Source organism: Streptomyces sp. NPDC003011 (genome assembly GCF_053591515.1).
The window spans coordinates 1-15135 of sequence record NZ_JBSFTY010000091.1 but is presented as its reverse complement, the minus strand read 5'-3'; the positions used below and the strand labels follow the sequence as shown (position 1 = coordinate 15135).

Sequence of the window (15135 nt, the reverse complement as noted above, 5' to 3'; positions counted from 1 at the left end):
TACGAGACGGTCCCGTATCGTAATGGTCCTACGCTCGACGGCATGACAACTCCTGCCGACCGCGTCCCCGGGCGTCGCATACCCGAGGCGGTGCACCGGCGCCGCTGGGCGATCCTCGGTGTGCTGATGCTGAGCCTGCTGATCGTGGTGCTCGACAACTCGATCCTGAACGTCGCCATCAAGACGATCTCGACCCCCGCCCCCACCGGCCTGGGCGCCACCCAGAGCGAGCTGGAGTGGGCGATCAACTCCTACACCCTGGTCTTCGCCGGCCTGCTGTTCAGCGCCGGACTCCTCGGTGACCGGCTCGGCCGCAAGAGGGTCCTGCTCGGCGGCCTCGTGGTGTTCGGCATCGGCTCCGCCCTGGCCGCCACCTCCGGCTCGCCGGGCGAGCTCATCACCTTCCGCGCGGTGATGGGTCTCGGCGCCGCCTTTGTCATGCCCGCCACCCTCGCCGTCCTGATGAACGTCTTCGAGCGCGAGGAGCAGCCCAAGGCCATCGGCATCTGGGCGGGCGGGGTCGGCCTCGCCATCGCCATCGGCCCGATCACCGGCGGCGTCCTGCTGGACCACTTCTGGTGGGGCTCGGTCTTCCTCATCAACGTGCCGATCGTCGTCGTCGCGGTCGCGCTGATGCTGTGGCTGGTGCCCGACTCCCGCGACCCGAACCCCGGCCGGCTCGACCCCGTCGGCGTCGTGCTGTCCGTCGTCGGCCTGGTCCTGCTCGTCTACGGCATCATCAAGGGCGGTGAACTCGCCGACTTCACCGACCCCACCGTCCTCGCGACCATCGGCGCCGGTCTCGCCGTACTCGTCGCGTTCGTCGTGTTCGAGAAGCGCAGCGACCATCCCTCGATCGACGTCACCTACTTCAGGGACAAGGTCTTCTCGGCCGCCATCGCCGCCATCGCGCTGGTCTTCTTCGCGCTGATGGGCGTCACCTTCTTCTCGGTCTTCTACACCCAGAGCGTGCGCGGCTACTCCCCGCTGGAGACCGGCCTGCTGATGCTGCCGCTGGCCGCCGCCCAGATGATCTTCGCGCCGCGCGCCCGGCTGCTGGTCGACCGCTTCGGCCACCGGGCCACCACCACCGCCGGCATGCTGATCATCGCCGCGATGCTGGCCGCGTTCGCCACCCTGGAGGCGGACACCCCGATCTGGATCCTGGAGGTCGTCTTCTTCCTCATGGGCACCGGCATGGCGCACATCATGACCCCGGTCAGCGTCGTCATCATGCAGGCCCTGCCCCGCGAGAAGGCCGGCTCCGCCTCCGCGCTCAGCAACACCTTCCGCCAGGTCGGCGGCGCGCTGGGCATCGCCCTCCTCGGGTCGGTGCTGTCCACGGCGTACCGCAACGGCATCGAGGACAAGCTCGGCATGCTCCCCGCCGGCCTGCGGCACACCGCGGGCGAGTCCATCGAGACGACCCTCGGCGTGGCCGCCAGGCTGGGCCCGGAGGGCAGGGCCCTGGCCGGCCACGCCAACGACGCGTTCCTGCACGCGATGCACGTCACCGCGCTGTGCGGAGCGGGCGTCGCGGTGATCGGCGCGGTCGTGGTGGCCCGGTACCTGCCGGGGAAGCCGACGGCGCCTCACCGGGACGAGGAGGAGCAGGAGTTGGTGGGGGCGGAGTAGGAGCCGGCGGGAGCGGAGCGCCGTCCCCCGGTGCCCGTCCCGCGCGGTCCGTCCCCCGGTGCCCGGTGCCCGGTGCACGCCGTGCCCCCGCGCACCGGGCAGAATCGCCCCAGGCCACAGAAGGGACCCAGCCACGTGAGCAGCCTCGCCGACAGCCGGCCCGGGGAGGGCGGCCCCACCCGGGGCCGCCCCCGCAACGAGGCGGTGGAGCGTGCCGTCGTCGAGGGGGTGATGAAGCTCCTGGAAGAGGGCGTGCCGCTCGCCGAACTCTCCATCGAGCGCATCGCCCGGACCGCCGGCGTCGGCAAGGCGACCATCTACCGCCGCTGGAGCGGCAAGGAGGAGCTCTTCGTCGACGTCGTGCGCACGGCCGAGCCGCCGGACCCCGAACTGCCCGGCACCTCCATGCGCGACGACCTCGTGGCCCTGATGGAGCAGTTGCGCCAGCGCGGACTGATGACCCGTTCGTCCGCGCTCCTGCACAACGTCTACGCCCAGATGAAGAGCAGCCCGAAGATCTGGAACGCGTACCACGCGGCCGTCGTCGAGCCCCGGCGCCGGATCCAGGTCGAGGTGCTGCGTCGCGGGCAGGAGAACGGCGAACTGCGCCAGGACATCGACGTCGAGCTGATGAACGACATGGTCGTCGGCCCCATGCTGGTGCGCACCGTCATGCGCCCGGACGCCGACCTCCCCGAGGGCCTGTCGGAACTGCTGGTCGACACGGTCCTCGAAGGCCTACGGCCCGTCAGCTCACCGCCCGTCAGTTCGACTCCCGGGTAGGCCTTTGTGCGCGGTTCGTCACAGAGGGCGCTTTCCCGTCCGGGAACGGAACTGACACCGCCGACTTGTACGTCATGGTGCCCGTACGGCCGTCCCGGGGACGGACAGGAAGGGGCCGTTCATCCCCTAGGGTCTTAGACACGGGGGACGAACGGTGTGCACGGCAGGCAGTGAGGCGACGGTATGGCGCAGCAGGCGTACATGACGGAGACGGACAACGGAGGCTCGGGGCCCGAGCACCGGGGAGCCCGGATCCGGCGCCTGATGAGCCGGCTGGCGAACCGTCTGTTCGCCGGCTGGCGCGGTGACCGGCGGATCTGGCGCCGCGGGACGGTTCTCGCCGCCCTGGCGGTGCTGACGGCCCTGGTCATGCTGCTGCACGCGCAGATCCCGAACGCCGTCGGCAACCTCGGCAGCCTCATCGAGACCTTCCTGCCCTGGCTGGGCCTGTGCGTCCCGGTCCTGCTGCTGCTCGCGCTGGTGCGCAGGTCCGCGACCGCGGTGATCGCGGTGCTGCTCCCCGCGATCGTCTGGCTGAACCTCTTCGGCGGACTGCTCACCGACAAGGCGGGCGCCGGCGGCGACCTCACGGTGGCCACGCACAACGTCAACGCGGGCAACCCGGATCCGTCCGGCACCGCCCGTGACGTGGCCGCGTCCGGCGCGGACGTGGTGGCCCTGGAGGAGCTGACCACGTCGGCGGTCCCGGTGTACGAGAAGGCGCTGGCGTCGACGTACGAGCACCACGCGGTCGAAGGCACGGTCGGGCTGTGGAGCAAGTACCCGGTGACCGGCGTCAAGGCCGTCGACATCAAGCTCGGCTGGACCCGCGCGCTGCGCGCCACCGTGACCACCCCGGCCGGGCAGGTCGCGGTGTACGTCGCCCACCTCCCGTCGGTCCGGGTGAAGCTGGAGGCCGGGTTCACGGCCCGCCAGCGCGACAAGAGCGCGGACGCCCTCGGCGAGGCCATCGCCGGCGAGAAGCTCACCCGGGTGGTGCTGCTCGGCGACCTGAACGGCACCATGAACGACCGCGCGCTCAACGGCGTCACCTCCCAGATGCGCTCCACGCAGGGCGCGGTGGGCAGCGGCTTCGGGTTCAGCTGGCCCGCGTCGTTCCCGATGGCGCGGATCGACCAGATCATGGTCAAGGGAATCGAGCCGGAGAGCTCGTGGACGCTGCCGAAGACCCCGAGCGACCATCTCCCGGTGGCCGCACGGGTGAATGTGAACGCGGACACATCCTCGTAGTCCCGGCGACACCAGGAATACGGGGCCAGGGAGCCTTTGTTCCGTACTTGAACATAAGAAGCGTCACCCCGTACGGAACACCGCTCTCCCCTGAAAGGCACAGGCACCTCTATGCCCCTGGCCCTGCTCGCCCTCGCCGTGGGCGCCTTCGGCATCGGTACGACCGAGTTCGTGATGATGGGCCTGCTGCCCGACGTCGCGGACGACCTGCACGTCTCGATCCCCACCGCCGGACATCTGGTCTCGGCGTACGCGCTCGGCGTGGTGATCGGCGCGCCGCTGCTGGCCGCCGTCACCTCGCGGATGTCCCGTCGCACGGTCCTGATCGGCCTGATGGCGCTGTTCGTGGTGGGCAACGCGCTCTCCGCCTTCGCCCCCGACCACCACTGGCTGCTGGCGGCCCGCTTCGTCAGCGGCCTGCCGCACGGCGCCTTCTTCGGCGTGGGCGCCGTCGTCGCCACGACCATGGTGGCTCCGGAGCGCAAGGCCCGCTCCGTCTCCCTGATGTTCCTCGGCCTGACCGTCGCCAACATCGCCGGCGTCCCCGTCGCCACCCTCATGGGCCAGCACTTGGGCTGGCGGGCCACCTTCCTCGGCGTCGGCGCGATCGGCCTCGCGGCCATAGCCTCGCTGGCCCTGCTCATCCCGCACGACCACGCCTCCGCTCCGAGCACGGGCCTGCGCGGCGAACTCGCGGCGCTGAGGTCCCTCCCCGTCTGGCTGGCCCTCGGGACGACCGTGGCGGGCTTCGGGGCCCTGTTCGCCGCGTACAGCTACATCACGCCGATGCTGACCGACGCCGCCGGGTACACCGACGGCAGCGTGACGCTGCTGCTCGCGCTGTTCGGCGTGGGCGCGACGGCGGGCAACCTGCTGGGCGGCCGGCTGGCCGATCACTCGATGCGCGGCACGCTGTACGGCGGTCTGGTGTCGCTGGTGGCGGTGCTGGCACTGTTCCCGCTGCTGATGAACACGGCGTGGAGCGCGGCCGTCGCGGTGGCGCTGCTCGGTGCGGCGGCGTTCGTGACGGGGTCCCCGCTCCAACTGATGGTCATGGAGAAGGCGTCGGCGGCCCCGTCTCTCGCGTCCTCGGCCAACCAGGCCGCGTTCAACCTGGCGAACGCCGGGGGTGCGTGGATCGGCGGTCTCGCGCTCGCCGCGGGCTTCGGCGTGACGTCTCCGGCGACGGCCGGCGCCGCCCTCGCGGTCGTCGGCCTGGCGGTGGCCGGCGCGGCCGGTGTCGTGGACCGGCGCAGGGCGCCGGCGAGCGGACCGATGCGGGTCGTCGTGGCGCGGGTGCCGGGGGCGTCGAAGGAGAGGGTGCGGTCGGGGTCGTAAGCAGGCCGTATCCGGACGCCCGGTGGCGCCCGGCCGGAGGCCGTATCCGGACTCCCGGTGGTGCCGGTGGCGGCGCCCGGCCGGCCGGTGGCCGCCGCGGCCCACGCGGTGGATCCGCGCCGAAGACCCGGCCGGGCGGCCGGGCGGCCGGGCGCGAGCGGGGGGCCACCGCCGCGCACATGCGCCCGACCGGTCAGGCGCACCGCCCCGCTGAGCGGTCAGCGGTCAGCGGTCAGCTGTCCGCGGTCAGCTGTCGGCCTCCGGGAGGTCGAAGCGGGCCAGGTCGCGCAGCCAGGCCCGGGCCGTGCCGTCGGACGGTGCGCGCCAGTCCCCGCGGGGGGAGAGCGAACCGCCGGCCGAGACCTTCGGCCCGTTCGGCATGGCGGATCGCTTGAACTGCGCGAACGCGAAGAAGCGACGGCAGAACTCCTCCAGCCAGTGCCGGATCTCGGGCAGGTCGTACGCCACCCGCTTGGCCTCCGGGAAGTGCGGCGGCCAGGCGCCGGCCTCCGCGTCGTGCCAGGCGTGCCAGGCCAGGAAGGCGATCTTCGACGGCCTGAAGCCGTAGCGCAGCACGTGGAAGAGAGTGAAGTCGTGCAGCGCGTACGGACCGATCTTGGACTCCGTGGACTGCATCTCCTCGCCCGGTACGAGTTCCGGGCTGATCTCGGTGTCGAGGATCGCGGCGAGCGTCTTCCCGGTGTCCTCGTCGAACTGGCCGCTGGCGATGACCCAGCGGATCAGATGCTGCATCAGCGTCTTGGGCACGCCCGAGTTGACGTTGTAGTGGCTCATCTGGTCGCCCACGCCGTAGGTGGACCAGCCGAGCGCCAGCTCCGACAGGTCACCCGTCCCGAGCACGATGCCGCCGCGCTGGTTGGCGAGCCGGAACAGGTAGTCGGTGCGCAGCCCCGCCTGCACGTTCTCGAAGGTCACGTCGTACACCGGCTCGCCGGAGGCGAACGGGTGGCCGATCTCCTTCAGCATCAGCCGTGCGGTCGGCGTGATGTCCAGCTCGGCCGCCGTGACGCCGAGGGAGCGCATCAGCTTGTGGGCGTTGTCCTTGGTGTGGTCGCTGGTGGCGAAGCCGGGCAGGGTGAAGGCCAGGATGTCGCTGCGCGGGCGGCCCGCGCGGTCCATCGCCTGGGCGGCGACGATCAGCGCGTGTGTCGAGTCGAGACCGCCGGACACCCCGATGACCACCTTCGGGCCGCCGATCGCGGCGAGCCGCTGCTGCAGTCCGGCGACCTGGATGTTGTACGCCTCGTAGCAGTCCTGGGCGAGCCGGTCCGAGTCGGCGGGCACGAACGGGAACCGCTCCAGGCGGCGGCGCAGCCCCAGGTCCGTGAGCGGCGGGTCGAGTGCGAAGGACACCGTCCGGAATCCCGCGGTCCGCGCGGCGTGCGTACGGCGGTTGTCGTCGAACGTGCCCATCCGCATCCGCTCCTGCCGCAGCAGGTCGAGGTCCACGTCGGCCACCGCGTACTGGTCGCCGGCCGCGAAGCGGTCGGACTCCGCCAGCAGCACCCCGTTCTCGTAGATCAGGGTCTGCCCGTCCCAGGACAGGTCGGTGGTCGACTCACCGAGACCGGCCGCCGAGTAGACGTACGCGGCGAGGCAGCGGGAGGACGCCGAGCGGCACAGCAGCTTGCGGTCCTCGGCCCGGCCGACCGTGATCGGGCTGCCCGAGAGATTGACCAGGACGGTCGCACCGGCCAGGGCGGCCTCGGCGCTCGGCGGCACCGGGACCCACATGTCCTCGCAGACCTCCGCGTGCAGCACCAGGCCGGGCACGTCCGCCGCCTCGAAGAGCAGGTCCACGCCGAACGGCACCTCCTGGCCGCCCACCCGGATCGTCCCGCCGCGCTCGTCGTCGCCCCCGGCGATCTGCCGGCGCTCGTAGAACTCCCGGTAGTTCGGCGGGTACGACTTGGGCACGACACCGAGCACCCGGCCGCGGTGCACGATCACCGCGCAGTTGTAGATCCGGTTGCGGTGACGCAGCGGGGCTCCGACGACCAGCACCGGCAGCAGCTCCGCCGACCCCTCGACGACGGACCGGACCGCCTGCTCGACCTCGTCCAGCAGCGCGTCCTGCAGCAGCAGGTCCTCGATCGAGTAGCCGCACAGGCCCAGCTCGGGGAAGACGGCGACCGCGACCCCGTCCCGCGCGCACTCACGCGCCTGGCGCAGGACCGCGGAGGCGTTGGCGGGAGGGTCCGCGATGACGGTGTGGCCCGTGCACGCGGCGATGCGGGCGAAGCCGTGCTGATAGACCGACCAGAAGTTCAAGGGTGCTTCCTCGGGAGGAGTGGACGGGCACGGAGGACGAACGCGGTGGATCTCGTCAGCACGAGTCCGGGTCGAGACACACGTCCAGTGTAATCGTCAGAGCGACACTATGGCTGACGGCCCCTCCGTACCGCCGGCAGGGCGACGAGGGCGGTACGCCCGGGGGCCGCCCTGCGCCCGGGGCCCGCCCTGCGCCCGGGGGCTGCCCTGCGGCCGGGGCCCGCCCTACCGCCCGGGGCCGCCCTACGCCCGGGGTTTCGCGTCCCGCTCCCGGAGGAGGTCCGCCATCAGCTGGATCTCCGACTGCTGACCGTCGACCATGCCCTGCGCGAGCCGCTTCTCCACGCCGCCCGCGCACCTGGCCGCGCAGCCTCGGGCCATGTGGACGCCGCCCCGGTGATGGTCCGTCATCAGCTGGAGGTAGAAGACCTCCGCCTGCTTGCCGCTCAGCGTGTCCAGCTTCTTCATCTCGCTGTTGGTCGCCATCCCCGGCATCAGTGCCCCGTCCTTGCCGGCGGGCATGCCGCTCATGCCCATCCAGGTCATCGGCGGGTCCGCGGACACCTTCGGCAGCCCCCACAGGTCGAGCCAGCCCAGCAGCATGCCGCGCTGGTTGGCCTGCGTCTGCGCGATGTCGTAGGCGAGGCGCCGGACCTCCTCGTCGTCGGTGCGGTCGCGCACGAGGTACGACATCTCGACGGCCTGCTGGTGGTGCACCGCCATGTCCCGGGCGAACCCGGCGTCCGCGGAGTCGACGGCGGGGATCTCCCGGGAGCCGTCGTCCTCGGCGACGGCGTAACTGATGGCGCCCGCCGCGGCCAGCACCCCGGCCACGGCGGCGGCCACTGCGGCGGACCTCACTGCGGCAGACCTCCCGTGCACGCGGCGCCCGGCTCAGGCGTCTGCTCGCCCTGCACGAACTTCGCGAGGAACTTCTCCACGTTCGGGTCGTCGGCGCCGGTCACCGTGCGCTGGTGGCCCCACGCGGTCAGCATGATCGGGTCGGCCTGCTTCTCGTCCGGACTCATCAGCGTGTACGGGGTCTGCTTCACCTTCGCGGCCAGCGCGTCCACGTCCGCCTTCGGGGCCTTGCTGGTGTACGTCACCCACACCGCGCCGTGCTCCAGGGAGTGCACGGCGTTCATGTTGTTGAGTTCCTTGGTGTAGACGTCGCCGTTGCAGTTCATCCAGACCTGGTTGTGGTCGCCGCCGACGGGAGGCTCGGTCGGGTACTTCACGGCCTTGGTGACGTGGGTCTGGCTGAGCTTCCCGTCCCACTTCTTCACGCCGTCCGCGCCGGTGACGAACGTCCCGGTGTTCTTCGCGTCGGACGCCGAGCCGCTGTCGTCGGACTGCGACTGCACGAGGACGACACCGCCCACGACGAGACCGGCGACGACCGCCACGCTCGCGGCGACGGTGAGGATCCGGTTGCGGCGCTCCCGGGACTGCTCGGCGCGCCGCATCTCCTCTATGCGCTCCTTGCGGGTCGCGTTGCTGCTGTTCTTGGCGGAGCCCATGAGACGTCCTTCGGGGAAAGGGACCGGTCGGTCCGCTGATCGTAAGGGGGAGGGAAAGGACTCTCGTAGAGCGGGCACAGGAATGGCCGAAGAACGGGCCCGCGGGCGGGCTTCCCGGGGCGTCCGGCAGCTCGGGGGAGTCCCGGCGTTACGGATGTCGGTCCGAGCAGGCAAGATGGGCGGCAGAGCAGTACATCTGCCGCACGCGAGGCGTTCACACCGAGGCCGGCTGGAAGATCAAGGTACGCAACGCGCATGAAATGGTGTTGTGGTGGGATGCTCGGGTGCCCGACCGCCTCCTGCGGGACCGGAGACAGGCGGCCTGACCAGCAAGGATGGGGAAGCGCAAGATGGACAAGCAGCAGGAGTTCGTGCTCCGGACGTTGGAGGAGCGTGACATCCGGTTCGTACGCCTGTGGTTCACGGACGTACTGGGCTTCCTCAAGTCCGTCGCCGTGGCCCCGGCCGAGCTCGAACAGGCATTCGATGAGGGGATCGGTTTCGACGGCTCCGCGATCGAGGGCTTCGCCCGGGTCTACGAGTCCGACATGATCGCCAAGCCGGACCCGTCGACCTTCCAGGTCCTGCCGTGGCGCGCGGAGGCCCCCGGCACCGCCCGGATGTTCTGCGACATCCTCATGCCGGACGGCTCCCCGTCCTTCGCCGACCCGCGGTACGTGCTCAAGCGTGCCCTGGCCCGCACCTCCGACCTGGGGTTCACCTTCTACACCCACCCGGAGATCGAGTTCTTCCTGCTGAAGGACAAGCCGACCGACGGCTCCCGGCCGACCCCGGCCGACAACTCCGGTTACTTCGACCACACCCCGCAGAACATCGGCATGGACTTCCGCCGCCAGGCGATCACCATGCTGGAGTCGATGGGCATCTCGGTCGAGTTCTCCCACCACGAGGGCGCCCCCGGCCAGCAGGAGATCGACCTCCGCTACGCCGACGCGCTCTCCACCGCCGACAACATCATGACGTTCCGCCTGGTCATGAAGCAGGTGGCGCTGGAGCAGGGCGTCCAGGCGACCTTCATGCCGAAGCCGTTCTCCGAGCACCCCGGCTCCGGCATGCACACGCACCTCTCGCTCTTCGAGGGCGACCGCAACGCGTTCTACGAGTCCGGCGCGGAGTACCAGCTCTCCAAGGTCGGCCGCTCCTTCATCGCGGGCCTGCTCAAGCACGCGGCGGAGATCGCCGCCATCACCAACCAGTGGGTGAACTCCTACAAGCGCATCTGGGGCGGCACCGAGCGCACGGCCGGCGCCGGCGGCGAGGCCCCGTCCTACATCTGCTGGGGCCACAACAACCGCTCCGCCCTGGTCCGCGTCCCGATGTACAAGCCCGGCAAGACCGGCTCGGCCCGCATCGAGGTCCGCTCCATCGACTCCGGCGCCAACCCGTACCTGGCGTACGCGATGCTCCTGGCCGCCGGCCTCAAGGGCGTCGAGGAGGGCTACGAGCTTCCCCCGGGCGCCGAGGACGACGTCTGGGCCCTCTCCGACGCCGAGCGCCGCGCGATGGGCATCGAGCCCCTCCCGCAGAACCTCGGCGAGGCCCTGACCCTGATGGAGCGCAGCGACCTGGTCGCCGAGACGCTGGGCGAGCACGTCTTCGACTTCTTCCTGCGCAACAAGCGCCAGGAGTGGGAGGAGTACCGCAGCGAGGTCACCGCGTTCGAGCTGCGGAAGAACCTGCCGGTGCTGTAGGCGGGGTCACGGCCGGGGGAGGGGAGCTCGCGGACGCGCGGGCTCCCCTTCCGTGTCCGTCGTCCTCACGCGTCCCGGGCGGCCAGGTCCGCCAGTAGCTTGTGCAGCGGTTCCGTCTCCCGGCGGCGGTACTCCTGGATCGCCCAGCCGTTGCCGTCCGGGTCCTTGAAGTACATGAAGGTCGCGCCGTCCTGCGGGGCGAACTGCTGCGGCTCGCTGACGTCGAGACCGCGCGCGGTCAGTTCCTCGTAGGCGGCCTTCGCGTCCGTGACGCACAGCTGGAGCCCGTGGTACGTGCCCGGCTGCGGGGTGCCCGTCGGGACCTGGAGGCCGTCGACGAGGGCGATGGAGCAGCCGGAACCGGGCGGCGTCAGCTGCACGATCCGTACGCCGGGCATGACCTCGCCGTCCAGGTCCACGTGGAAGCCGACCTTGTCCCGGTAGAACTCCTTGGCCCGGTCCACGTCGGACACCGGCAGCAGGACCACTTCGAGGCTCATCTGCAGGGGCATGGGACGACTCCTTCGTCGTACGTCACTCGCGGGGCGTCACACGAACCGCCACCGCGTCTGGCTGAACGGCTCGCCCTTACCGAAGCCGAAAACGGTGTGCGGCGCCACCGCGTAGACGACGGCGTGGCCCGGACCGTGATGGAAATACCCCTCCCGTACCTCGAAGTGCCAGAAATCTCCGTACTTCGTCTCCCACGCGGCCGCCAGCTCACGCAGCCGGCCGTCGTCCGACACGCGCACCGCCTCGCCCTCCACCACCAGGTCGTAGCCCTTGTCCCAGATGTTCGTGCCGGTGGTCAGCACGACGTTCGGGTTGTGCGCGAGGTTCTTCGCCTTGCGCTCGTCCGGGCCGGTGCAGAAGTGCAGCGCGCCGTGCGCCCAGACCGCGGGCAGCGGGGTCACGTGCGGCCGCCCGTCCGGCCGTACCGTCGAGATCCAGAACAGCTCCGCCGCGGCCAGCAGCGCCTCGGCGTCCGGCCAGGGGATCGCGGCGGCCGTCTCGTCGCTGTAGCGCGGGTCGAGCCGGGCTTCGGGCACCCGTTCGGTTTCCTTGTCCGTCATCAGCGGCCCTCCAGACATGTCTCACCTCAGGCCTTCCCCGCCCGCGCCGGTGCAGACCCGCCGCGCCGCGGCAACTGGCCACCCGGCGCCGCCGCCCCTGCCGCCCGCCGGTCACCACAACTCGTCGCCGCCCGCCCGGGAGCTTCTCACCAGCACTCCGGTTAGGCTCGGGCGCGTACGACCTTGATCGGACGGGAGGCCGGGATGACGGCGCCGGGGCGCAGGAGCAGTACCTTCACACGACTGCTGCGGCACGGCTTCACCGATCCCTCCGCCGCCGAGCGCCTGCTGGACAGCGCCGAGCTCGCGCCCATCAGGAACGACCCGGTCCTGCTGGAGGCGCTGGGCGCCACCGCCGACCCCGATCTCGCGCTGCACGGTCTCGTCCGGCTGCTGGAGGCGCAGTCCGCCCCCACCGCCCGGCGCGAACTGCTCGACACGGTGATAGCCGCCAAGCCGCTGCGCGACCGGCTGCTCGGCGTGCTCGGCGCCTCCGCCGCGCTCGCCGACCACCTCGCCCGGCACCCCGGCGACTGGCACGCCCTCGTCATGTACGAGCCGCGTGACCTGCACCCTGGGGTGCAGGAGTTCGAACGCGGTCTCGCCGAGGCCACCGACCCGGTCGCCCTGCGCGTCGCCTACCGGCGCTGCCTGCTGTCCATCGCCGCCCGGGACGTGTGCGGCACCACCGACATCGCCGAGACCGCCGCCGAGCTGGCCGACCTCGCCACCGCCACCCTGCGCGCCGCGCTCGCCATCGCCCGCGCCGCCGCCCCTGACGACGCCGCGCTGTGCCGGCTCGCGGTGATCGCGATGGGCAAGTGCGGCGGCCACGAGCTGAACTACGTCTCCGACGTCGACGTCATCTTCGTCGGCGAGGCCGTCGAGGGCGCCGACGAGGGCAAGGCCGTCCGGTCCGCCGCCAAGCTCGCCTCGCACCTGATGCGCATCTGCTCCGAGACCACCGTCGAGGGCTCGATCTGGCCCGTGGACGCCAACCTCCGCCCCGAGGGCAGAAACGGCCCGCTGGTGCGCACGCTCTCCAGCCACCGCGCCTACTACCAGCGCTGGGCCAAGACCTGGGAGTTCCAGGCCCTGCTCAAGGCCCGCCCGGTGGCCGGTGACCTCGAACTCGGAGCGGAGTACGTCGCCGCCCTGGAACCCCTCGTCTGGAAGGCCGCCGAGCGCGAGAACTTCGTCGCCGACGTGCAGAAGATGCGCCGCCGGGTCGTCGAGAACATCCCCGTCGCCGAGGTCGAACGCGAGCTGAAGCTCGGCCCGGGTGGTCTCCGTGACGTCGAATTCGCCGTACAGCTCCTCCAGTTGGTGCACGGACGGGCCGACGCCTCGCTGCGCAGCGGCACCACCCTGGACGCGTTGCAGGCACTGGCGGCCGGTGGGTACGTCGGCCGCGCCGACGCCGTCCAGCTCGACGACGCCTACCGTTTCCTGCGCACCATGGAGCACCGCATCCAGCTCTACCGGCTGCGCCGCACCCACCTCGTCCCCGAGGACGAGGCCGACCTGCGGCGCCTGGGCCGTTCCCTCGGCCTGCGCGCCGACCCGGTCGCCGAGCTGACCCGCGAGTGGAAGCGGCACACCGGCGTCGTCCGCCGCCTGCACGAGAAGCTCTTCTACCGCCCCCTGCTCGACGCGGTCGCCCAACTGGCCACCGGTGAAGCTCGGTTGAGCCCCGAGGCGGCCCGGGAGCGGCTGGTGGCCCTCGGGTACGCCGACCCGGCGGCGGCCCTGCGGCACCTGGAGGCGCTGGCGTCCGGGGTGACCCGCAAGGCCGCGATCCAGCGCACCCTGCTGCCGGTGATGCTCGGCTGGTTCGCCGACTCCGCCGACCCGGACGCCGGACTCCTCAACTTCCGCAAGGTGTCGGACGCGTTGGGCAAGACGCCCTGGTACCTGCGGCTGCTGCGGGACGAGGGCGCCGCCGCCGAGAACCTCGCCCGCGTCCTGTCCGCCGGCCGGCTCGCCCCCGACCTGCTGATGCGCGCGCCCGAGGCGGTGGCGCTGCTCGGGGACGGCGACGGGGGCGGTCTGGAGCCGCGCGGGCGGGCCCACCTGGAGCAGGAGATCCTCGCCGCGGTCGGCCGCGCCGACGGGGCAGTGCAGGCGGTGACGGCCGCCCGCGGGGTCCGCCGCCGCGAGCTGTTCCGGACGGCCGCCGCGGACATCATCGGCTCCTACGGCACCGAGGCCCAGCAGGCCGAGGCCGACCAGGGCGCGCTCGTGGACCGGTCCGGCGGCGCGGTGTCCGACCTGACGTCGGCCACCCTCGCGGGCACCCTGCGCGCGGTGGTCCGGGACACCTGGGGGGAGAGCCTGCCCACCCGGTTCGCGATCATCGGCATGGGCCGCTTCGGCGGCCACGAGCTGGGCTACGGCTCGGACGCCGACGTGCTCTTCGTGCACGAGCCGCGCGAGGGCGTCGACGAACGCACGGCCTCCGAGGCCGCCAACAAGGTCGTCTCCGAGATACGCCGCCTGCTCCAGATCCCCAGCGCCGACCCGCCGCTGCTCATCGACGCCGACCTGCGCCCCGAGGGCAAGTCGGGCCCGCTGGTACGGACGTTGAACTCGTACCGGGCCTACTACCGCCGCTGGTCCCTGGTCTGGGAGGCACAGGCGCTGCTGCGCGCCGAACCCGTCGCCGGGGACGAGGAGTTGGGGCGCCGCTTCATCGAGCTGATCGACCCGCTGCGGTACCCGGCCGCGGGGCTCGGCGACGACGCCGTACGCGAGATCCGACGGCTGAAGGCCCGGATGGAGTCGGAGCGGATGCCGCGCGGCGCCGACCCGAAGCTGCACACCAAGCTCGGGCCCGGCGGGCTGTCCGACGTCGAGTGGACCGTGCAGCTGATGCAGATGCGGCATGGGGCGCGGGTGCCCGGACTGCGGACGACCCGGACCCGGGCCGCCCTCGCCGCCGCGTGCGCGGCCGGCCTGGTCCGGCCAGAGGACAGGACGATCCTCGACGAGGCATGGGTGCTCGCCACACGGGTGCGCAACGCGGTGATGCTGGTGCGGGGGCGGGCCGGCGACACCTTCCCGTCGGAGGCACGGGAACTGGCCGCGGTGGGCCGCTACCTCGGATACGGTCCCGGGCACATCGGGGACATGCTGGACGACTACCGGCGCACGGCGCGACGGGCCCGCGGCGTGGTGGACGAACTGTTCTACGGCGGCTGACCCGCCGCTTACCGACCGACGACCGACCTGGCGCGCGCCTCGGCGCCCCCGGCGTGTGTGCCGACCGGCGACTGACCTGGCGCCCGCCTCGGTGACCCCGGCATGTCCGCCGGACGGCGCTTGCCCGACGGCTGCTCTGGCGCTTGCCGGCCGGCGTTTGACCCGGCGGGCGCCCTGGCGAACCCGGCGCGCTTGCCGGACGGCGGCCAACCCGGCGCGTGTCCCGCCCCCCAGGTACGTGCCCTGCCAACCCGGCGGGCGCCGGGCCGTCGGTCAGCTTGCGCTTGAGGTACTCGTCCTCCAGGACCTGGCGGAACTTCTCCGGGCCCC

11 protein-coding genes are annotated in these 15135 nt (G+C 71.9%); 6 read left to right on the top strand and 5 right to left on the bottom strand.

What is annotated here, in order from left to right; all coding sequences use genetic code 11:
- Window positions 1-42: 42 nt before the first annotated feature.
- From ACWD0J_RS33890 to ACWD0J_RS33875, 4 genes are all read left to right on the top strand, one after another.
- Window positions 43-1635: an MFS transporter gene (locus ACWD0J_RS33890; RefSeq protein WP_451499689.1), complete on the top strand. Its 1593-nt coding sequence runs from the start codon at window positions 43-45 to the stop codon at window positions 1633-1635.
- 135 nt (window positions 1636-1770) lie between these two features.
- Window positions 1771-2418: a TetR/AcrR family transcriptional regulator gene (locus tag ACWD0J_RS33885; protein ID WP_451499688.1), complete on the top strand. Its 648-nt coding sequence runs from the start codon at window positions 1771-1773 to the stop codon at window positions 2416-2418.
- 264 nt (window positions 2419-2682) lie between these two features.
- Window positions 2683-3669, top strand: coding sequence for an endonuclease/exonuclease/phosphatase family protein (locus tag ACWD0J_RS33880; RefSeq protein ID WP_451499710.1), 987 nt, complete (start codon window positions 2683-2685; stop codon window positions 3667-3669).
- A 111-nt stretch (window positions 3670-3780) separates the two neighbouring features.
- Window positions 3781-5007 (top strand): MFS transporter, encoded by a 1227-nt coding sequence (locus ACWD0J_RS33875; RefSeq protein WP_451499687.1) that lies wholly within the window; start codon window positions 3781-3783, stop codon window positions 5005-5007.
- A gap of 246 nt (window positions 5008-5253) precedes the next feature.
- Here ACWD0J_RS33875 and ACWD0J_RS33870 read toward each other — a convergent pair whose 3' ends face one another.
- The 3 genes from ACWD0J_RS33870 to ACWD0J_RS33860 all read right to left on the bottom strand — a co-directional run bounded on the left by ACWD0J_RS33870 (window position 5254) and on the right by ACWD0J_RS33860 (window position 8819).
- The gene (locus ACWD0J_RS33870) at window positions 5254-7299 is read right to left on the bottom strand and encodes an NAD(+) synthase (protein WP_451499686.1); all 2046 of its coding nucleotides are present in this window, start codon (window positions 7297-7299) and stop codon (window positions 5254-5256) included.
- Window positions 7300-7542: 243 nt separating this feature from the next.
- On the bottom strand, window positions 7543-8160 hold the full coding sequence (locus ACWD0J_RS33865) for a DUF305 domain-containing protein (protein WP_451499685.1): 618 nt from the start codon (window positions 8158-8160) through the stop codon (window positions 7543-7545).
- On the bottom strand, window positions 8157-8819 hold the full coding sequence (locus tag ACWD0J_RS33860) for a DUF3105 domain-containing protein (protein ID WP_451499684.1): 663 nt from the start codon (window positions 8817-8819) through the stop codon (window positions 8157-8159). The genes ACWD0J_RS33865 and ACWD0J_RS33860 overlap by 4 nt, the downstream gene beginning before the upstream one ends.
- Window positions 8820-9169: 350 nt before the next feature.
- Here ACWD0J_RS33860 and ACWD0J_RS33855 point away from each other — a divergent pair, with 350 nt between their 5' ends.
- On the top strand, window positions 9170-10531 hold the full coding sequence (locus tag ACWD0J_RS33855) for a glutamine synthetase family protein (RefSeq protein WP_451499709.1): 1362 nt from the start codon (window positions 9170-9172) through the stop codon (window positions 10529-10531).
- A gap of 65 nt (window positions 10532-10596) precedes the next feature.
- Here ACWD0J_RS33855 and ACWD0J_RS33850 read toward each other — a convergent pair whose 3' ends face one another.
- Window positions 10597-11037: a VOC family protein gene (locus tag ACWD0J_RS33850; protein ID WP_451499708.1), complete on the bottom strand. Its 441-nt coding sequence runs from the start codon at window positions 11035-11037 to the stop codon at window positions 10597-10599.
- 42 nt (window positions 11038-11079) lie between these two features.
- Window positions 11080-11604, bottom strand: coding sequence for a pyridoxamine 5'-phosphate oxidase family protein (locus ACWD0J_RS33845; RefSeq protein WP_451499683.1), 525 nt, complete (start codon window positions 11602-11604; stop codon window positions 11080-11082).
- 204 nt (window positions 11605-11808) lie between these two features.
- Here ACWD0J_RS33845 and ACWD0J_RS33840 point away from each other — a divergent pair, with 204 nt between their 5' ends.
- Entirely contained in the window at window positions 11809-14805 is a 2997-nt protein-coding gene (locus ACWD0J_RS33840) for a bifunctional [glutamine synthetase] adenylyltransferase/[glutamine synthetase]-adenylyl-L-tyrosine phosphorylase (RefSeq protein WP_451499682.1), read from the top strand.
- Window positions 14806-15135 lie beyond the last annotated feature (330 nt).

Bases quoted from the DNA above. Each gene is read 5' to 3' on its own strand.
- ACWD0J_RS33860 (WP_451499684.1), bottom strand. From the start codon at position 8,819: ATGGGCTCCGCCAAGAACAGCAGCAACGCGACCCGCAAGGAGCGCATA.
- ACWD0J_RS33880 (WP_451499710.1), top strand. From the start codon at position 2,683: ATGAGCCGGCTGGCGAACCGTCTGTTCGCCGGCTGGCGCGGTGACCGG.
- ACWD0J_RS33875 (WP_451499687.1), top strand. From the start codon at position 3,781: ATGCCCCTGGCCCTGCTCGCCCTCGCCGTGGGCGCCTTCGGCATCGGT.
- ACWD0J_RS33840 (WP_451499682.1), top strand. From the start codon at position 11,809: ATGACGGCGCCGGGGCGCAGGAGCAGTACCTTCACACGACTGCTGCGG.
- ACWD0J_RS33855 (WP_451499709.1), top strand. From the start codon at position 9,170: ATGGACAAGCAGCAGGAGTTCGTGCTCCGGACGTTGGAGGAGCGTGAC.
- ACWD0J_RS33845 (WP_451499683.1), bottom strand. From the start codon at position 11,604: ATGACGGACAAGGAAACCGAACGGGTGCCCGAAGCCCGGCTCGACCCG.
- ACWD0J_RS33890 (WP_451499689.1), top strand. From the start codon at position 43: ATGACAACTCCTGCCGACCGCGTCCCCGGGCGTCGCATACCCGAGGCG.